Raw genomic sequence first — 21054 nt, 5'->3', positions numbered from 1 at the left:
TAGAATAAACTGGACTTGTGTACTGCTAGCTACACGTTGTTACTGAAGTTAATCAAAATTATTGGTAGAAATATCAAGTTTTGCTTTCTGTAAATAACTTACGTCTGGCTGTATCTAATCGTAGAAATGCATTTACGTCAATGTAGAAACTAGGATGGCGCTATGCCAAGTTTTACCTTAATCTGGCTTCTGGCAGGAGCAGTTCTGTGTTTAATGGAACTGTTTTTACCATCGGCGTTTGTCGCCTTCATGATGGGAATTAGCGCTTTTGTGGTGGCGCTGCTGTCTGGAGTGGGTATGGGAAGTGTATGGTTGCAAGTTGTAGTTTGGCTGTTGCTTTCCACAGCCCTAATCGTGCTTTCCCGTCGTTTTTTGCAACCGCGACGACGCAAATCGAAAATTCAGGATGCAGTCATAGCCGAAACCTTAACAGAAATTCTGCCTGGGAAAACAGGGCGGGTACGGTATGAGGGAAATTCTTGGCAAGCAAGATGTGATGATGAGAAATTTACCGTACCACCCCATCAAAAAGTTTATGTAGTTAGGAGGGAAGGTACTACTTTAATTGTCGTACCAGAAAATCTGTTGAATTCTTAGTTAATGGGAATTGGGGATTGGGGACTGGGGACTGGGGATTGGTGGGAAGAGGACAAGGAGAAAGACTTGTTGCAAGTTCTCCTTGTTCTCCCTCATCTCCCTCATTTCCCCACTCCCCACTCCCTACTCCCTACTCCCCACTCACTTTATTAAAAACCAGGAGATTTGCAATGGAACAATTTTTTTTACTAGTATTTTTAGCCCTTGGTGGTGGTGCTGTCGCAGGAACGGTAAAAGTCGTCAATCAGGGCAATGAAGCCTTGGTGGAAAGATTGGGTAGTTATAACAAAAAACTTGAACCAGGATTAAACTTTGTCATTCCTTTTCTGGATAAAGTTGTCTACCAAGGAACTATCAAAGAAAAAGTTTTAGATATTCCTCCCCAACAGTGCATCACCCGTGACAACGTTGGCATTGAGGTAGATGCAGTGTTTTACTGGCGCATCGTGGATATGGAAAAAGCCTGGTATAAGGTAGAAAATCTCCAGTCGGCAATGATAAATATGGTGTTGACTCAAATTCGCGCCGAAATGGGGCAACTGGAGTTGGATCAAACCTTTACTGCTCGTTCCCACATCAGTGAACTTTTGTTACGGGATTTGGACGTTGCTACCGATCCTTGGGGTGTGAAAGTGACACGGGTAGAACTGCGAGATATTATTCCATCTCAGGCAGTGCGAGAATCGATGGAATTGCAAATGTCGGCAGAACGACGCAAACGGGCAGCAATTTTAACTTCTGAGGGCGAACGCGAATCTGCTGTCAATAGTGCTAAAGGTAAAGCGGAGGCGCAAATATTGGATGCGGAAGCTCGTCAAAAATCGACAATTCTGCAAGCGGAAGCTGAACAAAAGGCGCTCGTTCTGAAAGCTCAAGCGGAACGTCAGCAACAGGTTTTAAAAGCCCAGGCGATCGCAGAATCAGCAGAAATTATAGCCCAAAAGCTCCAGACAAATCCCAATGCTAACAAAGCAGTAGAAGTTCTGTTTGCTTTGGGCTATCTAGATATGGGCGCAACAATTGGGAGAAGCGATAGCAGCAAGGTCTTATTTATAGATCCGCGCACTATTCCTGCTGCTTTTGAGGGTATGCGCTCAGTTATCTCAAATGGTCAAGTTGACTCTAACGATTTATTTTCTAAACAAATACCAGGATTAGAAAATAATCGTCCTAGCTAGAAATGGGGAGTAGGGAGTGGGGAGTTAGGAGTTAGGAGTTAGGAAGTAGAGATTAATTTCTTCCCCATGCCCGATGTCCCATGCCCCTTAAGAGTGCTGAGTAATGAGTGCTGAGTGGGGAATCTCATTTCTTTACTCGGAACTCGGAACTCGGAACTGTTTTGCCCCATGCCCAATGACAAATGATAATTAACCCAGAACAGGTCATCAACGCTATTATTGCGATCGCTAATCCTTTGATTAAGGAAAAAATTCGGCGCAATGAGACTGTAATTAAATTACTTCAGAAGTTTAACCTCGATCCAGAGCATCCACCAGCAGATTTTAGTGGGGTTTATGCATACTCATTGGTAGAGTACGGTGTTGGTAAATCCAAGCCTGTTTTAGAACTTTTTCGCCAAGAAGCAATCAAACAGGCTTTCCGCAAAGCATTTGACCATAATAACCCCTCAATTTTGCTTTCTGAGGTTGATGCTTGGCTTGATGCCTATTCCTTGGGTGATGACATTAGAAGTTTGGGAATTGACATTAGACGGGAAATTGCCGCGTTTTATATTGTGTTTGCGGAAGTTGCTAAACGCACTCGCAACCCAGCAGATACACTTATGAATCAACAAATTGGCTCTTTGCAAAAACGCATTGCAAATATCCAAGAACTACTTGACAGGTTGCCGACGCTGGAAGGTATTCGGACAGAAATAGCGCGGTTGGCACAGAATTCCCCCGCACTGCTAGAGGCCGGAACATCTACCGAAAATCAATGTCGAGCCATAGCCCTAGCTCAACAAATGCGCGGTTGGTTTGAAACCTTGGGCTACCGCTTTGAAAAGTATGAAATTTGGGGTGATTCATATTTTGAGTGGATTATTAATGTGCCAACCCGGCGTAACCGATATGACCGCATCTTAATCAGAGGAATTGAGGGGGAAGTTGGACTCAAGGATGTAGCTGTTTTGCGTTCTTCTGTGGAGCAACAGAGAACTGATGAAGGTTGGTTAGTAACAGCCAGACGGATTGCACGCGCAGCACGAAATGAGGTAGAAAAGGATGAAAATCGCCACTTAGGTTGTTACACTTTTGACGAACTTATTGACCAAGATGCTGATTTTACCGATTATCTCGATTGGTTAGAAGCGGAAATTATTCGGCGGCAAATAGATATAAAATACGTTCCTTTAGCTTGCACAAAAGAGGAAATTGACCCCGATACTAAGCAGCGTATCGGTATTAGTCACTATAGCGATCGCGATGGTTGGATTGATGGTTACATTGATATGTGGTTGGATGATCCTGCCAAAGAGCATATTTCTATACTAGGAGAATTTGGTACGGGGAAAACTTGGTTTGCTTTCCATTATGCTTGGGTGGCATTGCAGCGTTACCGAGATGCCCAAAAGCGCGGTGTTGAGCGTCCCCGTTTGCCTTTGGTAATTACACTGCGAGATTTTGCCAAAGCAATAAATGTTGAGAACGTTTTGGCAGGGTTCTTTTTTACACAACACAATATCCGTTTAACGAGTGAAGTATTTGACCAGTTAAACGGTATGGGTAAATTGCTGCTAATTTTCGATGGTTTTGACGAAATGGCAGCAAAAGTTGACCGTCAGCAGATGATTAATAACTTTTGGGAACTGGCAAAAGTTGTAGTTCCTGGTGCCAAGGTTATCTTGACTTGTCGCACCGAACATTTTCCCGAAGCCAAGGAAGGACGCGCTTTACTCAATGCCGAGTTGCAAGCATCTACCAAGCAACTGACAGGGGAAACACCGCAGTTTGAAGTGCTGGAACTGGAGAAATTTAACGACGAGCAAATTCGGCTGGTGTTGTCGCATCAAACGGAAGCTGCAACGGTTGAGCAAGTCATGGGAAATCCGCAGTTATTGGATTTAGCCCGTCGTCCGGTGATGAGTGAGTTAATTTTGGAAGCTTTACCAGATATTGAGGCGGGTAAACCTGTGGATATGTCGCGGGTTTACTTGTATGCGGTGCGGCGGAAAATGGAACGGGATATTAAGAGCGATCGCACCTTTACTTCTTTGGCAGAAAAGTTATACTTTTTGTGCGAACTTTCTTGGGAAATGCTGTCTAAAGATGAAATGAGCCTCAATTATCGGCTTTTCCCTGACAGAATTCGGCGGTTGTTTGGTTCGGTGGTGCAAGAAGAGAAGGATTTAGACCATTGGCATTATGACATGATGGGGCAAACAATGCTCATCCGCAATGCTGATGGTGATTATACTCCAGCGCATCGGTCTTTGTTAGAGTTTTTTGTAGCGTATAAATTTGCCGCAGAGTTGGGAGCGTTATCTAGCGATTTTACGGAGTTAGCTCAAGCACAATCAGGCTTGGATAGCAGTGTAGCGCCAGTTAATTACACTTGGTCTAGTTATTTTTCGCGTCAATTGGATGATGCGATGTCTACAATAGGCTACGCCTACGCACCACTAAAAGCATTTACAAGTGAGTCTTTTGAGAAGTTAAGGGAGACTTTTGGCAAAGCATCACTCACAAAAGCAGTCATAGATTTGCTTTTACCGATGATTGATATAGATGCTCAAGCTGGCATTGTTAATCTGATTGAGACAACGCGGGGCAAAACTGAAGATGAAGCGGGTTATCTTGGCGGGAATGGGGCAACATTGTTGGTGAAGATTGATAAGGCGGCTTTGGAGGGGCAAGATTTAACCAATACAGTTATTAAAGGAGCAGATTTTTCCGAGGCGAGCTTACGCATGCTCATTTTATAGGAGCCAACCTAACTAAATCAGTTTTCCCAAAGGTCTTCGGTGCCGTTTTTTCAGTTGCATACAGTCCTAATGGCGAGCTATTTGCAGCAGCTGATGGCAATTGTGAAATTAGTATATGGCTGGCTGGAAATGATCAACAAATTTTTAAATGTAAAGGACACAATAATTGGATACGCTCAGTAGTCTTTAGTCCTAATGCTCAAATTTTGGCAAGTGCTAGCTATGACCATACTGTAAGGTTGTGGGATACTACCACCGGAGTATGTATGAAAGTTCTGGAAGGACATAGCGATAGGGTAAATTCGGTAGCATTTAGTCCAGACGGTAAAATATTAGCAAGTGGAAGTCGAGATAAAACTATAAAATTATGGAATCTTAGCACTGGAGAATGTCTGAAAACTTTAGAAAATATAAGCAGTATATATTCAGTAGTTTTCAGCCCTAACGGTAAAATTATTGCAATTGGAGGAAAAGATAAAACAGTAAAAATATTCCATATTTTTACTGGCAAATTTTTAAAACCTTTTGAAAGACACACCGATTCAATAAGGTCTATTTTCTTTGATTTAGATGGTACAACTCTAATAAGTGGTAGTAGAGATAAAACTATAAAATTGTGGGATATTGCCACTGGAGAATGCTTAAAAACCTTTGAAGGACATACGGATACAGTACGTTCAGTTGCTATCGATAATAAATATCAGATATTGGTAAGTAGCAGTAGAGATAAAACGGTAAAGCTATGGAATTTGAAAACAGGGGAATGCTTAAAAAATTTACAAGGACACACTAGTCGGGTACGCTCAATAGCAATTAGTCCTGATGGCACAAATTTAATTAGTGGTAGTGAGGATCAAACTGTCAGAAAATGGGACATTAATACCGGAAAGTGTTTGAATATCTTGCAGGGTTCTACCAGTTGGGTACGTTCAGTTGCTATTAGCCCTAATAGTAAAGTTTTAGCTAGTTGCAGTGAGGACACAACCGTAAAATTGTGGAATTTCACTACAGGAAAATGCTTGAAAACTTTGCAGGGACATATAAGTAGAGTCAATTCAGTTGCGATTAGCCCTGATGGTAGTATTTTAGCCAGTAGTAGTTATGACCGAACAATTAAGTTATGGGATATCATTACTGGAAAATGTTTGAAAACTCTATCTGGTCATACTGGAGGAGTAAATTCAGTAACTTTTGCTCCCGATGCCGTAACCCTCATAAGCGGTAGTGGTGATGGCAAAATCAATATATGGGATGTTAGTACAGGAGATTGCATTAAAACTTTGCAAGGGCATACTGACTGGGTATGGTTTGTAGTAATCAGTCCTGATAATAAAATCCTAGCCAGTAGTAGTTATGATAAAACGGTGAGATTATGGGATGTCCATACTGGAGAATGCTTAAACATAATCCAAGGTCATACTTTAATGGTAAGTGCATTGGCAATCAGTCCCGATAATCGCATGATTGCTAGTGCAAGTGGTGATAAAACGGTAAAGCTTTGGAATATCCATAATGGCGAATGTCTAAAAACTTTACATGGACATATAGATTGGGTAAATGCGGTAGCATTTAGTCCAGATGGTCAATTTTTAAGCAGTGCTAGCAATGATGCACAAATCATTATTTGGAATATCCAGACTGGCGAACGTATTAGAACTTTGTCAGGACATAATAGTTGGGTAAATACTGTTATTTTTAGCCCTGACGGTCAGACTATAGTCAGTGGCGGTAGAGATGAAACAATTAAAGTTTGGGATTTTCAGTCTGGTAAATGCCTAACAACACTAGACAATAGACTTTATGCAAGTATGAACATCACAGGCGTTAAAGGTTTAACCTCAGCAGAAATCGCCACACTCAAAGCATTAGGCGCAGTGGAAGATGGGGAATAAATTTTAAGCGATGTCTACAACGGGCTACGCCTATACGCTTGTGTAGTAAATATTCAAACCCGTTAAAATATAGTTAATCTTAGATAGTTTCCAATGACAGCCCAAGAGTTAGAAATACATTTACTATCCTTAACACCAGCCCAAAAGGTTGAAGCAATTCGCATCTTAACCCAAGGTATTAGTAGCAACAATGATGGAATTACCAAAACCCCTGGTGTAATGGGTGCTGATGCTTGTATTGCCGAAACACGCATTCCTGTTTGGTTGTTGGTAAGTTATCGACGACAAGCTGCTAAAGATGCTGATATTCTAGATCAATATCCTCAACTTAAGTAGGTGGATGAGAAAATTTATAACTATGTCATTGCGAATGGAACGAAGTGGAATCAAGCAATCGCAAGGCTTTCACCGTTTTTACTTTTCGTTACATAGTTAGGTTTATTTGTGTCTACCTACTTAGTGCAGCTAACTTAGTGACAGCATGGCTTTATGCTGAAGCATTCCCTGACGAAATTGATACTACTATTCACGAACAAGAACAAGCTGATGCAATTTATGTCCCTGGTTTACCTCACTCTCAATCCCTCTCCTTATAAAGGAGAGGGATTGAGAGACAGGATTAAGTTTTGCATCTTATTTAATCCACGTTCCTAAGCACTAAATTGTCGCATTCTTCCAGTGATAAAATAATCAAGCTTTGATAAGTTGTAAATTATGACCTTATCTATTCAGTCAACTACAGCATTAAATGTAGAAGAGTTCTTAAAACTACCAGAAACAAAACCAGCAAGTGAGTATTTTAACGGGCAAATATACCAAAAACCTATGCCACAAGGAGAACACAGTACGTTACAGAGCAGTTTAGTCACAGCTATTAATGAGATTGCTAAACCGGAAAAACTAGCTTATGCCTTTCCTGAATTACGCTGTACATTTGAAGGTCGTTCAATAGTACCAGATATTGCTGTATTTGAATGGCAAAGAATTCCCCTTGATGTAAAAGGTAGAATTACAAATAAATTTGTAATTCCTCCAGATTGGATAATTGAAATTCTATCACTAGAACAATCGCCTAACCGAGTTATCAGCAAAATTACTTTTTCTATTCAAAATGGATCAAAGCTAGGTTGGTTGCTCGATTCGGCTGATGAGTCAATCATGATTTTTGAACCCAACAAATTACCAGAATTAAAAGAACAGCAAGATATTTTACCCGTTTTGAGTGTTTTGGAAAATTGGCAATTAACAGTTGCAGATGTATTTAGTTGGTTGAGTTTTGTTTGAATCAAACCTACTTCAGTTTCATTGAGTAGTAATTGTTCAACTGCATCGCTTAAAGCTTCTCTCCAATACAAAGGAGCGATAACGCTTGTATCTAAATAAATCAATGACGTTCCTCTGTACGCGCATTTATGACAGTTGCGCTCAATGATTCACCCTTAATCGTAAGAGAATCACGAAATTGTTTTATACTTGCTAATCGTTCTTTCTTTTGTAGCGGAGGAACTAAACGAGCTACAGCCTTATTTTGCTCTAGCAAAATTACTTCTTCTCCCCTAGCTACTCGTTCTAAGAGAGATTTTAAATTTATAGCTGCTTCTTCAACGCTAATTCTCAACACTTCATTACTCCTGTAATTAGGCTTAACCAGTCCGCGTGCAGAAAACATAAGATTGGGTGACTACTGACCAACTTCAGTAGCTTGGTTTACTTGGCATTGACTGCACAACCCAAAAAACTCTAGGGTGTGGTAAAAAACTTTAAACTTATGGCTGGTTTCTAACTGGTCTTCTAAGTCATGAACAGGGCATTGATGAATCGGAATTGAGACACCGCATTGCAAGCAAGTAAGATGGTGTTTATCTTGCTGCGCGAGGCTGTAGAGGGCTTCACCATTAGCCAAATTCCGCACTTGTACCATACCTTCGAGTTTTAAGGCATCTAGGGAACGGTAAACAGTCGCTAAACCCATACTTTGATTTGTATTACGTAATTCTACGTAAATATCTTGGGCAGAAATGCCTTTTTTGATGGTTTTCAGTAAGTTGAAAATACGCTCTTGACTGCGGGTGCGTATGGCTCTCATAGACAATTATTTAAATATGCCACTGTAGTTGAAGCTGTTAGATGGGCTAATCGCTCAATTAACTTTAACCGCTTCGTAATCTTATTTTCACTCAGTTAGAGCATAAAGTTATAGTATAGCGATCGCAGCATTCAGAAAAAGCCCGTGCAAACCAAGTATCTAGCCAAAATTTTCGTGACCCTTCGTCCTTCAGTTTTAGACCCCGCTGGTGTCGCTGTACAATCTGGTCTTAAGCAACTGGGATACGAGAACGTTGACCAGGTGCGGATTGGCAAGTACATTGAACTCACCATCACCTCTACTGATGAGAAGAAAGCTCGTCAAGACCTCGATAACATTTGTGACCAAATGCTATCAAATCCCGTAATTGAAAATTACCGCTTTGAATTAATTGAGGTCGAAACTCAAACTGGGGTATTTTAGGGACTGGGTAGGGGAGGCAGAGGGGCAGGGAGCAGGGAGCAGAGGAGAAAGAGGTAATTTTTGATTCTTCCCATTGCCCCCTGCTCCCCTGCCTCCCCAATCACCAATCCCCAGTCCCCATTCCCCACTCCCCACTCCCCTTGACTAATGACTAAATTCGGTGTTGTTGTTTTTCCCGGTTCTAATTGCGATCGCGATGTTGCTTATGTAACTAGAGACTTGCTCTCACAACCGACTCGCATGGTTTGGCATCAAGAAACAGATATTGCTGATTTGGATGTCGTGATTATCCCTGGTGGCTTTAGTTATGGTGATTATTTACGCTGCGGTGCGATCGCGCGTTTTTCACCGGTGATGCAGCAGGTTGTAGAACACGCCCAAAAAGGTAAGTTTGTCCTCGGTATTTGTAATGGTTTTCAGGTATTAACTGAAGTCGGACTTTTGCCGGGGGTGTTAACCAGAAATCGGGATTTGCATTTTATTTGCGATCGCGTCCCTTTGAAAGTTGAGCGGACTAATCTTCCTTGGACAGAAGCTTATAGCACTGGTGAAGTAATCACTTTACCCATAGCCCACGGAGAGGGGCGATTCTACGCCGATGCAGCCACTCTCGCAGAAATTGAAGATAACGGGCAAGTCTTGTTTCGCTATGAAGGCGAAAATCCCAACGGTTCATTGAACAACATCGCCGGAATTTGCGATCGTCGGGGCAATGTATTGGGGATGATGCCGCACCCAGAAAGAGCATCAGACGCAATGCTGGGGGGTAGTGATGGCTTGAGGTTGTTTCAAGGCTTACTAGAGAAGGTAGCAGCATTAGCGTAGAGGAAATATCAGGCAATAAATTGGGTTAAAGAGCGATCGCTGTCTGAAAGATAGATGAACATTCTTCTACAGACGGCGATTTATCATTTATTGACCTCACGCGGTTGAACAGACATTTATTTTTTCTGCACTCAAATAAAATATTCGATTGCGTGAGGGGTAATTTCCAATTCTGGTAGAAAATCATCAGTAATTATTTGATGAGATCGATAAGTAATAGACATCTCCAGTAGACATCTCCAGAAATTAAAGATGCGTTACCCAGAACCCTTGTAGAGACGTAGCACTGCTACGTCAAAACAATTCTTTTTCGGAGATGTCTAATGTTTAGGCGATCGCCAATATTTAGAGACTAATACCAATTTGAAAAATGAGTGCGACAGATGGTTTCACAAAACCCAGACACAGAAAGCGATTCCCAATCCAAAATCTAAAATCTAAAATTCAAAATGGTCTTGAAGTAAACCAAGGCTTATGCAAAACTTGAGATCCTTTGCTTCTAGCCTAATTTTAAGGAATTGATCAATGGCGCGTCTAGCCCTGCTGAGTGTATCTAACAAAACTGGTATAATTGACCTAGCCCGTAGCTTGGTTGAAGAATTTGACTTTGATTTAATCAGCAGTGGGGGAACAGCCCAAGTCCTCAAAGATGCGGGACTCCCTGTCACCAAGGTTGCAGATTACACAGGTTCACCAGAAATTTTAGGTGGTCGAGTCAAAACCCTACATCCCCGAATTCACGGCGGGATTTTGGCGCGGCGAGATGTTCCCGAAGATATTACAGATTTAGAAAATAACCAAATTCGCCCGATTGATTTAGTAGTAGTCAATCTTTATCCTTTTGAGGAAACGATCGCTAAACCAGGGGTAACATTATTAGAGGCTGTTGAACAAATTGATATCGGTGGTCCAGCTATGCTACGGGCATCATCGAAAAATTTCGCTCATCTCGCTGTATTATGCGATCCAGCACAGTATGACGAGTATTTAGAGGAATTGCGCCAAAATAACGGCGTGGCATCCCTAGAGTTTCGCCAAAAGGCGGCATTAAAAGGATTTTCGCACACTGCTAGTTACGATCAAGCGATCGCATCTTATCTCGCCGAAGCACAGCATTACAGCCTTAACGGTACACAATTACAATCTCTGCGTTACGGCGAGAATCCCCATCAACCCGCTGCCTGGTATCAAACTGGTACTACCCCAACGGGATGGACAACTGCGACCAAACTGCAAGGCAAAGAACTTAGTTACAATAACTTAGTTGATTTAGAAGCCGCACGCCGAATTATTGCAGAATTCACTGATACCCCAGCCGCAACGATCATCAAACATACAAATCCCTGTGGTACTGCATTGGGAAGTACAATTTCCGAAGCGTATCAAAAAGCTTTTAATGCTGATTCTACTTCTGCCTTTGGTGGAATTGTCGCACTCAACCGTCCGATTGATGCGGCGACAGCTAGCGAGTTAACTAAAACATTTTTAGAATGTGTGGTTGCACCAAGTTGTGATGCGGAAGCTCAAGAAATCCTGGCTAAGAAATCTAACGTGCGGGTTTTGACTCTAGCTGATTTGAGCAGTGGTCCTAAAGATACAGTGAAAGCGATCGCAGGTGGTTTTCTTGTCCAAGCTAGCGATGACGTGATTGCTGACACCAGTCAATGGCAAGTAGTTACCGAACGTCAACCCACACCCGACGAATTAGCCGAGTTGCTGTTTGCTTGGAAAGTCTGCAAACACGTTAAATCTAATGCCATTGTTGTGACCAGCGATCGCACTACACTAGGAGTAGGTGCTGGTCAAATGAACCGCGTTGGCTCAGTTAAAATAGCTCTAGAACAAGCTCAAGAAAAAGCCAAAGGTGCAACTCTCGCCAGTGATGGATTCTTCCCCTTTGATGATTCAGTCAAAACAGCCGCAGCCGCAGGAATTACAGCCATTGTCCAGCCAGGGGGAAGTTTGCGCGATAAAGATTCAATCAAAGCTGCTAACGAACTGGGTTTGCTGATGGTCTTAACTGGTGTACGTCACTTTTTACACTAAATTGTTGACCATCAGGTGTACACTTTTTAAAGTGTCACATCATTTACTTGCCCTTTGATAGAAGCAGTGATATATTTTAATCGTGTGTGAGGAGCAAGTTAAAAATAAAAAGCGTTTGGGGTGGAAACACGGCAACACTCCCAGGCGCTTTTTAATTTGTCAGAAATTAGATTGCTTGTGGAATTTTGAAAATGTCACTCAATATACTTGCCATTTGATAGAGGTAGTGATAATATCTATTTGTGTGTGAGGAGCAAGTTAAGAATAAAAGATGTCTGGGGTGGAAACACGGCAACACTCCCAGCCATTTTTTAATTTATATGTATAAATTATAGAAATTAACGCTTCCAAAATAATTTCATATTTTTACTTCCAGTTAAAGACGCGAATATTGTTAAAGTTAATCACGTCAACTTCTACACTCTGAAGATAACTTGATAGCTTGAAGTCATCAGTCAGTACAAGATACTTCCCTTTAGATAAAGTCAGGATTCCACTGTCAGTAAGTCCGAACTTGACAAATTTTTCAGTATTAACAGCATCTAAACTATTTATGTAGTATTCATCCAAAAGAGCAACATTTTTAACAAATTGAGCAAATATTGCAAAGCACTGAGAACGTCAGGTTCACCAAGTTGATTTGCAAGGCTATTAACTTCTGTCAGAATATTCGGAGTTGTTACAAGCTTTTGAAAGCGTGCAATAAATTCTAGCAGAAGCTCATAATCTTCTGGTATAAATTGCTGGGTTCGATTAAATTTAGTTATTCGTTCTTGATTGACGCTTCCAACTAAGAAGAGAAGCAGAATATTTGTATCAATTAAAACTCCTTTTTGGCAATAACGACGAACAAGGGAAGCAATCAAATCTTTCATACTTGTCTAATTTTCATTGCTTCTACTTCGCCAGTTTCAGAATTTACCTTAAAAAGTTTATATTCTCGTTCATACAGGACAATGGTAGGAGCAATAGAGATAGGAATTAAGTCTTCAAATCGGTTTTTAGGAGGTTTTTTAGGAATATTAAACCCTAAAGTGATCCACCAGAAGCTTTTATCCTCAGAAAGTTCAACTTCTTCAAGTCTCAAATCTTCTAATGAAGAACCCATCATGTCTTGTATGGATTTTATATATTGATATGCAGCATTCACTGCTGTTTTGACATCAATCATAATCTGAGTTGCCCCATGACCTAATGTGGTAATTTCATACTTTCTTATACTAAGTTAACCTTGCTTATAGCGGTTCTCATTCAGATGAGGTACAACATTATACCGCAAGGTATAGGGGCACGGCAGTGCCTTGCCCCTACGGCTGTACCTTACTAGGTCGGGAAATGCTATACTGATAGTATATTGTAAGATAAATAACAATATCTACTTGATCAATTTTTTCAGATACTTTTAATAAAAATCAATTGAGTAAATCTGAATAGTGGGAAATATTTTGCAAAAACTCTCTGACTTCTGTTGGTTTGCGCAGAATAATAACTTGGCGGTTTGGTGTTAGTTGACTAAGTTTTTCTAGAATTCCAGGACGACGGATAATTGGGTATGACCAGATATATTTGAGAAATTCCCAATTCAATCTTTCAGGGCAATCTGATGCCATATCAGGCCTGGATTGTCCTGCATAGATGAAGCGACGTTTAATCACTCGCGACAAACATAAAATTCGGGGAAAATCCAAAAAAATTACCGTATCTGCAACCGACAAACGAAGGTCGAGAGTACCGCCATAGTTACCATCCATAATCCAAGATTCTCGTAGGGTTAGGTCTTGGATAATACTTTGCCATTCAATTTTTGGAGTCTCAACCCAACCAGGATTCCAGTACCAAGCATCCAAGTGAATCACTTCTAAACCTAAAATCCTTCCCAGTGCGCGGGCTAGGGTAGATTTACCAGCACCCCCAGAACCAATAATCAAGATTTTCTTCACTTTAGGTTCGCACCTTCTTTTTCAAGCTCAACACGGTAAGCATTGCTCACCCAAATAACCGTCTTCAGCGCAACTCAATACGCCGCTACAATAGTACCACTACAAGGATTATGCCCAAATTATTGATATTATGACGACTGCTACCACTGTAAAAACTGAGTATGAAGCGATTATTGGTTTAGAAACCCATTGTCAACTGAGTACCAACACCAAGATTTTCTCTAATAGCTCTACGGCATTCGGTGCTGACCCCAATACTAACATCGACCCGATTTGTATGGGTTTACCTGGGGTTTTACCTGTACTCAATGAGAAAGTATTAGAATATGCCGTCAAGGCTGGTTTGGCACTAAATTGTCAAATCGCTAAATATAGTAAATTTGACCGCAAACAGTATTTTTATCCAGATTTACCCAAAAATTACCAAATTTCTCAATATGATCTACCGATCGCAGAACATGGTTGGTTAGAAATTGAGTTGGTAGATGCTGAGGGGAATCCGATTCGCAAACGCATTGGTATTACGCGTTTGCACATGGAAGAAGATGCGGGAAAATTAGTACACGCTGGTAGCGATCGCCTCTCCGGTTCTTCCTATTCTCTGGTAGACTACAATCGCGCAGGTATCCCATTAGTAGAAATTGTCTCGGAACCCGATTTGCGTTCTGGATTAGAAGCTGCTGAATATGCCGAAGAATTACGCCGGATTGTGCGGTATCTCGGCGTGAGTGACGGGAATATGCAGGAGGGATCTCTGCGCTGCGATGTCAACATTTCCGTGCGTCCGGTGGGACGAAAGGAGTTTGGCACCAAGGTAGAAATTAAAAACATGAACTCCTTCAGCGCCATTCAACGGGCGATTGACTACGAAATTGAGCGCCAAATCGCCGCCATCGAAGCAGGCTCGCGCATTATCCAAGAAACTCGTCTCTGGGAAGAAGGCGCTCAACGCACAAGTAGTATGCGGGTGAAAGAGGGTTCAAGCGATTACCGCTACTTCCCCGAACCAGATTTAGCACCAATTGAGGTGTCAAATACACAATTAGAGCAATGGCGGAGCGAACTACCAGAATTACCAGCCCAAAAACGCCATCATTACGAAAGTGAGTTGGGGCTTTCTCCTTACGATGCGCGAGTGTTGACAGAAGATCGTTCAATAGCCGAATATTTTGAAACTGCGATCGCATCTGGAGCAAATCCCAAAGCTGCTGCTAATTGGATTACTCAAGATATCGCAGCCCACCTCAATAAGCAAAAACTCAGTATTACTGAAATCGCCCTGACTCCCACCAATTTAGCAGATATCATCACTCGCATTGAAACGGGCAAAATTAGCAATGCTCAAGCTAAAGAAAAGCTCCCAGATTTGCTGAGTGGTATTTCTCCTGAGAAAGCCTTTGCAGGTCAAGAGTTAATCACCGATCCTAGTGTACTGGAACCTATCGTTGATGAAGTCATAGCCGCCAATCCCAAAGAATTAGAAAAGTATCGCAACGGTAACACCAACCTCAAAGGCTTCTTTGTCGGACAAGTTCTGAAAAAGACAGGCAAACGTGCCGATCCTAAGCTGACTAACGAATTGGTCGAGAAAAAACTGAATGCTTAAGTAGTTCGGCGTAAATAATTATTGTTGGCATCAGGCAGGGGGCAGGGGAGAATAACCAATGCCCAATGCCCCATGCCCAATTTCCAAGTAAGTATTTTCCCGGTCTTCCTTCACAAAGTCTTCATATAAAAGCTGGTGACAACCCTCATACCTAAAATGATATGCTGTGGTAAGTAGATGCACCCTGATGATCTGGAGAGCTGCTTAAGTGGCTCTCTTTTTTATTTTATTTTTGTGGTATTTACGGATAGAATTCAATACAGCAAATATACTTGGCGATTAAAAATCGCGGCTACACAAACCAAGTCCGCCTGCGCGGACTCAAGAAATTGGAAACCCACGGAGGTGGGTTTTGTCTGTATAGCCGCGAATTCTATTCGCCAGGGCTAGATATGGATATAATTCAGAAAATTTTTAGAAATAATCTCAATAAATAAGTATTAACCCTTAAAAAATAGATGAGAGAGAGTATAATACTGCTGAGATTTTGTATTTTTAACTCGGAATTAGGTATTGGGAAAAGGTTAAAGGTTTCCCCTTTTCCCCAAAACCCGACAAGTATTGAGAGATTGTTTGAAATATTAACTCCCTGCTTACCATTGCTAACGAGTGCGTAGGCGTAGCCCGCCGGAGGCATCGCTAGAGTTCGGTTCTATATTGCTAACTGTGGTTTGGTTTAGGTAATTGTAGACTCTTCTCGAAACTTCACGGACAAAATCTCCAGCTTTGCGATCGTAGTTTGGTCTTTGCACCAAAATGCCTGCTAAATAGCTTTTTCCGTTGGGCATTTCAATAATACCTGCATCACCGATGATAAATCTCAATGTGCCAGTTTTGTGGGCAATGGTAGCTCCTTTACCAATACCAGCCGGTAGCAAACTGTTAGTTTTGACACGACGCATGATCCCTAAAACTTGATTGCGGCTGTTTGGGGATAGTAAACGATTGTTAGAAACTAACGCCGCCAACCTGACCAAATCTTTGGAACTTGTTGTATTTGTGCCAGCGATGTCTGGAAGTAGATTCCGAAGTGCTGTATTTTGCAATCCCCAGCTACGAAAACGTTGACTAACTTTTGCTGCACCACCCAAGCGATCGAGAACCAGATTTGTGGCGGTATTATCGCTGATTGTCATCATCAAGGTAGCAGTTTCTAGGACACTAAATTTAGTTCCGATGGGTTTATATTGCATAATTCTAGATTCACCAACCCTTAAATCGCGCCGCATCACTAATTTATCTGTTAGTTTAATTCTACCAGCATCTATTTCTTGGAAAAGAGCCACTAACAAGGGAAATTTGATTGTACTGGCAGCAGCAAATCTTTTTTCACCATTAATATCTATATAGTTACCTGTATCTAAATCTAAGAAAAATATTCCAGGGTTCAATGATTTATAATTTGCTAACAATGCGCGAATTTGAGAACTGATGCCCTGCATTTCTTGACCAAGATTGACAACTCCTGCAAATGTTGAAGCATCAGTGGAATTGATGGCAATATCTTCTCTATTTTCTCCACCCATGCTATTGCTTTGGCGGTCAAATGAGTTAAATTTTACAATCCAATGGGAACGAGAATCTCCCCTAATGGATAAATTACGGGAAGTAATATGATAACCTGGAGCAAATTGGATGACAAAACGAGTTGTTTGACTGTCCAGTTTTCCAATCCTAATTTCTTTGATTGTATTACCAAAAGCTTTTTTAACACTATCTGAATTAAAATTAGTTCCAGGTAAATCAATTACTAATCGATTAGGATTATCCAATAAAAAGGCTTTTGGTTGGATTCCAGAAGTTGTAGTTAGGTGTAATTGGTTTTGCTGAGAGTCAAAGTACCAAGACTGTAATCGTGAGGCTTTAGCTTGTCCTGCAACTAGAAGCAAACTGCTTAAACCGATCGCAAGTAAATGTGATTTCATGTTGTGATTGTAGGTGTGCAACGATGTAGCAACTAATCAACTTTACCTTAGATTGTTTTCTGAGGATCGCACTGTAATTCCGGAGAAAAATTCAGAAATGCTGTTGAGTTATTTTTTGAAATGATGTTTAGGATTAGATAAGCACAAAAAATCATCATTACTTATCAAAGTAAATCGCTCACAGTTTCATTGATAATGTGAGTTGACAACCACAGAAATTGTTAATCTAGCGGAACGACGAGCCAAAGATTAATTATGTTTCCAACTTAGGGATTATCAAGAAATTATCCAATTTTATGGGGTGGGGTCTCGCTTGCTCATAAATAAGGGCGGACAAGATGTCCACCCCACAAGAAAAGTTATATGTTTTTTTATTTGGTTGGAAGTCGCTTATATTTTATACACTCCCCTTAAAAGAAATCAGCCACCCAAGGCGATGCACCTGCAAATATTTGCGTAGCTGCTGATATAGCTGTTTCTGTCCCATGCAGTTTTCCGGCTATTTGTAAATGGTAGGGAGTGAACAAACTTGTATATAGTGGTGCTAGTTCTCTGATATCTAGCTGCAATTCACCCTTTCCACCTTTTGTAACTTCACCGCGTCCATTGGCAACAGAAAGGATGAATTTACCATTGTTTGCATCTAGCAAATTATCTTGAATGTCTAGGTGCAATTCAGCTTGAATTCCCGATGGATAACCACGCATTTCCAATGCTTTGACTACATCTACTACCCGCAGTAGCCAACGCATCGTCTGTTTGAGTTTGGCAGTTTGCTCTGGTAACAGCAATGTCAAGGAATCGCTTACAGAACTCCTCCATCGCACCTGCTCAATTTGAGAGCGATGACTGGCCAGAAAAGACCAGAATGATTGTGCAGCCGCAACTGTGAGAATTACCCAATCCTTGACCCGCAGGATTGCGCCATCTTCTGTTGAATGTTGACTGAAGAGGATATATCCTTGGGGTTTCTCTTTAGTACCGATAAAATATGCGTAAAATGTTTCTTTCTCATCTGGCTGGATTAAGCGCTCCCAGATTGCTGGATGTCGGTCTAAATATCCATGCGTTAGTCTCGCCTGCTGCTGATATAGTTCGTGAAAGACTTGATGATTGAGCGGAAATATTGGTTGCAAAGGTAGGGGTTGCTCTCGCAATTGGATACTTTTAGTCGGAACTTCCCAATTACACCAGCTACCCCCCTGTTCATACCCGACTTTTCGGTACAAGCCTTGAACTGCTGGATAGAGAGCAGAGAGCGGTATACCCCTAGCATAAAGTTCTTTGAGGGTCTGTTCCATAAGAGCGATCGCAGCTCCCGAACCACGATACTCTGGAGCAATGCCCACTACTGCAATTCCTGTCATTGGTACACGCAAACCACCCCACCACTGGCCCATATCCAAAGTTGCCAATCCACCAATTAATTGCTCTGACTCACGAATAATACGGAAATTTTCTATGCCAATTAGATTGATATAAGCTTCCTCACCTCCAAGTGCGCTGATAAAACACTGCTCAAATATATGCCCAAGGTGCTGGATATCTTGTGAATCGGCAAGAGTGCTGTATTCAAATTTAGCCGTCATCTCTTATACCATTAGTAGAACAAAATCACAATCATACTACAGTAGGCGTTGCCTCAATGCTTTACCGAATTTTAGATTTTAAATTTGGAATTTTGGAATTGAAGATTCAAAATTAAAGAGTTGCCTCCAAATTTAACGCCAGAATAAATCTAAAATCCAACAATTAATTGATGAGCCTCTAACTTGATTGCTAGGGCAAATCTAAAATCTAAAATTGTTTGACTAATCTCATAGCCACAAAGCCCCAAAATCAAGCTAAAATATAGTATTGTACGTTTGTGTTTAACTGTCGAAAGACTTATACTTAATTAAATGTATTTGTTAATGGGTGGCTTCAGTACTGTTTTTTACATTGATAGTGTGTGGTACATCGCCCGTCAGTTGCTCTTAACAAACCACTTACAAAAAATATGTTAATAAGCTGGATTTACCTGATTATCGCAATCCTCTTTGAGGTTTCAGGCACAACCTGCATGAAGTTATCAGAGGGATTTACGAAAATAGTTCCTTCAGTATTAATATTTGTCTGCTATGGACTTTGTTTTACTTTTTTGACCCTTGCTCTCAAGAGACTTGAAGTAAGTGTGGCTTATTCCGTCTGGGCTGGATTGGGAACTATTCTAATTGCTATTATTGGGATTATTTGGTTTCGTGAATCTGCCACACTCATCAAACTTTTGTCGATTTCCTTAATAATCATAGGAGTAATTGGCATAAATGCAAGTCAATAAAAATACCTCGTAAATATTATAAAACGAGGTAAATAAACTAAAACCGCTCATTCTGCTTGTTGCTGTTGTAGTGAATGAGTAAGTCGGCGCGAAAAAATCAAACTATATTCAATACAGTTCAGATAAACCCAAAACACTTGTTTGTAGAAACGGCGATTTATCGCGTCTTTCAAACCTAAAATTGTTGCCAGTAGCTCTTAACCCAAGCATATTGAAATATATTTTACGAAAAGAAGTAAGGATTTTTAGAATAGTGGGATAGGTTTTTAAAAGAAGCAAAAACAAAAGTTTTGAATCATGGTAAAAATGAACGGGTGAGCTATACAAACGACAATGGAAAAATAAGTGCAAGATGTAAGTCTACCCAAGAATTCGGCACTCTAATTTCTCTATATACGTAAGTATCCTTGCCTATCGGCAAACTATCATCTAGAAAAATCTGGAAGACCGCTCTTATGGGTTCCTATCAATGATAATTTTAAGCATTGGGAACCCCTAAAAATCAAAGTTTATGAACGCAGCCGACGACAAAACGATTGTTCGCGAGTATTTCAATTCCACAGGATTTGACCGTTGGAAGCGAATCTACGGCGATGGCGAAGTCAACAAAGTCCAACTAGACATCCGCAATGGACACCAGCAAACCGTGGATACAGTTCTCGGTTGGCTGAAGGCTGATAACAATTTACCAGAGCTATCAATCTGTGATGCTGGGTGTGGTGTCGGTAGTCTTAGCATTCCCCTGGCGGTAGATGGTGCTAAAGTCTATGCCACCGATATTTCTGAAAAAATGGTGGAAGAAGGCAGGGATAGAGCCAAGCAAACCTTGGGAAATGATGAAAATCCAACTTTTGCTGTACAGGATTTGGAATCGCTGAGTGGTAGCTACCATACTGTTATTTGCCTAGATGTTCTCATTCATTACCCTCAAGAAAAAGCCGATGAGATGATATCTCACCTCTGTTCTTTGGCACAGTCGCGGATAATTCTCAGTTTTGCGCCAAAGACCTGCGCCCTGAGTATACTCAAGAAAATTGGCAGTTTCTTTCCTGGGCCAAGTAAAGCCACTCGTGCATATTTGCACCGTGAGGCTGATGTGATAAGAATCTTGGAAAGTAATGGCTTTTCTTTAGAACGACGGGAAATGACGAAGACTCGCTTCTATTTTTCTCGCCTACTCGAAGCTACACGCAAGTAAAGTTAAAATCGCAGCAAAGGTCTATCATATCCTTTGCTGCGATTTGACAATCTCAAACCTGAGATGTGGTAGATATTGCCGTTGGCATCAAGCTTTGTTTTTTCTCTAAATAACCGTTGTTCTGCTTTGCAGAATTATACATGATTACAAAGGTAGCGATCGCATTTTAATTATTGGGCACATAGAATTCCCACCCCACAACCACCTTAAAATTGTGTAACGCCGAATTTTTATAAGGAAGTAAGTATATTAAAATGTTACATGATTGCTG

The 21054-nt window shown here is 41.0% G+C and carries 18 protein-coding genes and 1 pseudogene; 12 read left to right on the top strand and 7 right to left on the bottom strand.

Annotated elements, in window-relative coordinates; all coding sequences use genetic code 11:
- Window positions 1–162: 162 nt before the first annotated feature.
- The 6 genes and pseudogenes from V7L07_RS09710 (at window position 163) to V7L07_RS09685 (ending at window position 7698) form a co-directional block, all read left to right on the top strand.
- Window positions 163–597 carry an NfeD family protein gene (locus tag V7L07_RS09710; RefSeq protein WP_179067145.1) on the top strand — a complete coding sequence of 145 codons (435 nt, stop codon included), beginning with the start codon at window positions 163–165 and terminating at the stop codon, window positions 595–597.
- A 170-nt stretch (window positions 598–767) separates the two neighbouring features.
- Entirely contained in the window at window positions 768–1775 is a 1008-nt protein-coding gene (locus tag V7L07_RS09705; protein ID WP_335057239.1) for an SPFH domain-containing protein, read from the top strand.
- Between the two features lie 182 nt (window positions 1776–1957).
- Window positions 1958–6414 (top strand): annotated as a pseudogene (locus tag V7L07_RS09700) (NACHT domain-containing protein).
- 93 nt (window positions 6415–6507) lie between these two features.
- A complete protein-coding gene (locus V7L07_RS09695; RefSeq protein ID WP_335057237.1) occupies window positions 6508–6750 on the top strand; it encodes a DUF433 domain-containing protein in 243 nt (80 codons plus the stop codon).
- Window positions 6751–6794: 44 nt separating this feature from the next.
- The gene (locus tag V7L07_RS09690; protein ID WP_335057235.1) at window positions 6795–7010 is read left to right on the top strand and encodes a hypothetical protein; all 216 of its coding nucleotides are present in this window, start codon (window positions 6795–6797) and stop codon (window positions 7008–7010) included.
- 118 nt (window positions 7011–7128) lie between these two features.
- Entirely contained in the window at window positions 7129–7698 is a 570-nt protein-coding gene (locus V7L07_RS09685; protein ID WP_335057233.1) for a Uma2 family endonuclease, read from the top strand.
- A 100-nt stretch (window positions 7699–7798) separates the two neighbouring features.
- Here V7L07_RS09685 and V7L07_RS09680 read toward each other — a convergent pair whose 3' ends face one another.
- Both V7L07_RS09680 and V7L07_RS09675 read right to left on the bottom strand, forming a co-directional pair.
- On the bottom strand, window positions 7799–8035 hold the full coding sequence (locus tag V7L07_RS09680) for a type II toxin-antitoxin system Phd/YefM family antitoxin (RefSeq protein WP_334731983.1): 237 nt from the start codon (window positions 8033–8035) through the stop codon (window positions 7799–7801).
- Window positions 8036–8095: 60 nt separating this feature from the next.
- The gene (locus V7L07_RS09675) at window positions 8096–8500 is read right to left on the bottom strand and encodes a Fur family transcriptional regulator (RefSeq protein ID WP_335057232.1); all 405 of its coding nucleotides are present in this window, start codon (window positions 8498–8500) and stop codon (window positions 8096–8098) included.
- Between the two features lie 144 nt (window positions 8501–8644).
- Here V7L07_RS09675 and purS point away from each other — a divergent pair, with 144 nt between their 5' ends.
- From purS to purH, 3 genes are all read left to right on the top strand, one after another.
- Window positions 8645–8923 (top strand): phosphoribosylformylglycinamidine synthase subunit PurS, encoded by a 279-nt coding sequence (gene purS / locus V7L07_RS09670; protein ID WP_179064546.1) that lies wholly within the window; start codon window positions 8645–8647, stop codon window positions 8921–8923.
- Window positions 8924–9070: 147 nt separating this feature from the next.
- Complete coding sequence (gene purQ / locus V7L07_RS09665; protein WP_335057230.1) at window positions 9071–9748, top strand: phosphoribosylformylglycinamidine synthase subunit PurQ; 678 nt, start codon at window positions 9071–9073, stop codon at window positions 9746–9748.
- Between the two features lie 525 nt (window positions 9749–10273).
- Entirely contained in the window at window positions 10274–11794 is a 1521-nt protein-coding gene (gene purH / locus V7L07_RS09660) for a bifunctional phosphoribosylaminoimidazolecarboxamide formyltransferase/IMP cyclohydrolase (protein WP_335057228.1), read from the top strand.
- Window positions 11795–12345: 551 nt separating this feature from the next.
- Here purH and V7L07_RS09655 read toward each other — a convergent pair.
- The 3 genes from V7L07_RS09655 to V7L07_RS09645 all read right to left on the bottom strand — a co-directional run bounded on the left by V7L07_RS09655 (window position 12346) and on the right by V7L07_RS09645 (window position 13734).
- On the bottom strand, window positions 12346–12669 hold the full coding sequence (locus V7L07_RS09655; RefSeq protein WP_335057226.1) for a hypothetical protein: 324 nt from the start codon (window positions 12667–12669) through the stop codon (window positions 12346–12348).
- On the bottom strand, window positions 12666–12965 hold the full coding sequence (locus tag V7L07_RS09650; RefSeq protein WP_335057224.1) for a hypothetical protein: 300 nt from the start codon (window positions 12963–12965) through the stop codon (window positions 12666–12668). Before V7L07_RS09650 ends, V7L07_RS09655 begins: the two co-directional genes overlap by 4 nt.
- A 241-nt stretch (window positions 12966–13206) precedes the next feature.
- Complete coding sequence (locus tag V7L07_RS09645) at window positions 13207–13734, bottom strand: DNA topology modulation protein (protein ID WP_335057222.1); 528 nt, start codon at window positions 13732–13734, stop codon at window positions 13207–13209.
- A gap of 130 nt (window positions 13735–13864) precedes the next feature.
- Between V7L07_RS09645 and gatB the strand changes: the two genes are divergently transcribed.
- Window positions 13865–15340, top strand: coding sequence for an Asp-tRNA(Asn)/Glu-tRNA(Gln) amidotransferase subunit GatB (gene gatB / locus V7L07_RS09640; protein ID WP_335057220.1), 1476 nt, complete (start codon window positions 13865–13867; stop codon window positions 15338–15340).
- Between the two features lie 602 nt (window positions 15341–15942).
- Here gatB and V7L07_RS09635 read toward each other — a convergent pair.
- Complete coding sequence (locus V7L07_RS09635) at window positions 15943–17265, bottom strand: serine hydrolase (protein ID WP_335057218.1); 1323 nt, start codon at window positions 17263–17265, stop codon at window positions 15943–15945.
- Window positions 17266–17675: 410 nt separating this feature from the next.
- Entirely contained in the window at window positions 17676–18854 is a 1179-nt protein-coding gene (locus V7L07_RS09630) for a GNAT family N-acetyltransferase (protein WP_335057216.1), read from the bottom strand.
- Between the two features lie 410 nt (window positions 18855–19264).
- Between V7L07_RS09630 and V7L07_RS09625 the strand changes: the two genes are divergently transcribed.
- Both V7L07_RS09625 and bchM read left to right on the top strand, forming a co-directional pair.
- A complete protein-coding gene (locus tag V7L07_RS09625; protein ID WP_335057405.1) occupies window positions 19265–19585 on the top strand; it encodes a DMT family transporter in 321 nt (106 codons plus the stop codon).
- A gap of 511 nt (window positions 19586–20096) precedes the next feature.
- Window positions 20097–20783, top strand: a complete 687-nt coding sequence (bchM, locus tag V7L07_RS09620) for a magnesium protoporphyrin IX methyltransferase (protein ID WP_335057214.1) — start codon at window positions 20097–20099, stop codon at window positions 20781–20783.
- Window positions 20784–21054: the final 271 nt, after the last annotated feature.

Origin of the sequence: Nostoc sp., from assembly GCF_036916985.1 — a bacterium.
In the GTDB taxonomy this organism is placed as follows: Bacteria; Cyanobacteriota; Cyanobacteriia; order Cyanobacteriales; family Nostocaceae; genus Nostoc.
The sequence above is the reverse complement of the archived record's forward strand: the minus strand, read 5'-3'. Positions and strand labels throughout refer to the sequence as shown.

What these genes read in the sequence shown, in the direction of transcription:
- V7L07_RS09710 (WP_179067145.1), top strand. Translation starts at nt 163, where the DNA reads ATGCCAAGTTTTACCTTAATCTGGCTTCTGGCAGGAGCAGTTCTGTGT.
- V7L07_RS09705 (WP_335057239.1), top strand. Translation starts at nt 768, where the DNA reads ATGGAACAATTTTTTTTACTAGTATTTTTAGCCCTTGGTGGTGGTGCT.
- V7L07_RS09695 (WP_335057237.1), top strand. Translation starts at nt 6,508, where the DNA reads ATGACAGCCCAAGAGTTAGAAATACATTTACTATCCTTAACACCAGCC.
- V7L07_RS09685 (WP_335057233.1), top strand. Translation starts at nt 7,129, where the DNA reads ATGACCTTATCTATTCAGTCAACTACAGCATTAAATGTAGAAGAGTTC.
- V7L07_RS09675 (WP_335057232.1), bottom strand. Translation starts at nt 8,500, where the DNA reads ATGAGAGCCATACGCACCCGCAGTCAAGAGCGTATTTTCAACTTACTG.
- purQ (WP_335057230.1), top strand. Translation starts at nt 9,071, where the DNA reads ATGACTAAATTCGGTGTTGTTGTTTTTCCCGGTTCTAATTGCGATCGC.
- purH (WP_335057228.1), top strand. Translation starts at nt 10,274, where the DNA reads ATGGCGCGTCTAGCCCTGCTGAGTGTATCTAACAAAACTGGTATAATT.
- V7L07_RS09655 (WP_335057226.1), bottom strand. Translation starts at nt 12,669, where the DNA reads ATGAAAGATTTGATTGCTTCCCTTGTTCGTCGTTATTGCCAAAAAGGA.
- V7L07_RS09650 (WP_335057224.1), bottom strand. Translation starts at nt 12,965, where the DNA reads ATGATTGATGTCAAAACAGCAGTGAATGCTGCATATCAATATATAAAA.
- gatB (WP_335057220.1), top strand. Translation starts at nt 13,865, where the DNA reads ATGACGACTGCTACCACTGTAAAAACTGAGTATGAAGCGATTATTGGT.
- V7L07_RS09635 (WP_335057218.1), bottom strand. Translation starts at nt 17,265, where the DNA reads ATGAAATCACATTTACTTGCGATCGGTTTAAGCAGTTTGCTTCTAGTT.
- V7L07_RS09630 (WP_335057216.1), bottom strand. Translation starts at nt 18,854, where the DNA reads ATGACGGCTAAATTTGAATACAGCACTCTTGCCGATTCACAAGATATC.
- V7L07_RS09625 (WP_335057405.1), top strand. Translation starts at nt 19,265, where the DNA reads ATGTTAATAAGCTGGATTTACCTGATTATCGCAATCCTCTTTGAGGTT.
- bchM (WP_335057214.1), top strand. Translation starts at nt 20,097, where the DNA reads ATGAACGCAGCCGACGACAAAACGATTGTTCGCGAGTATTTCAATTCC.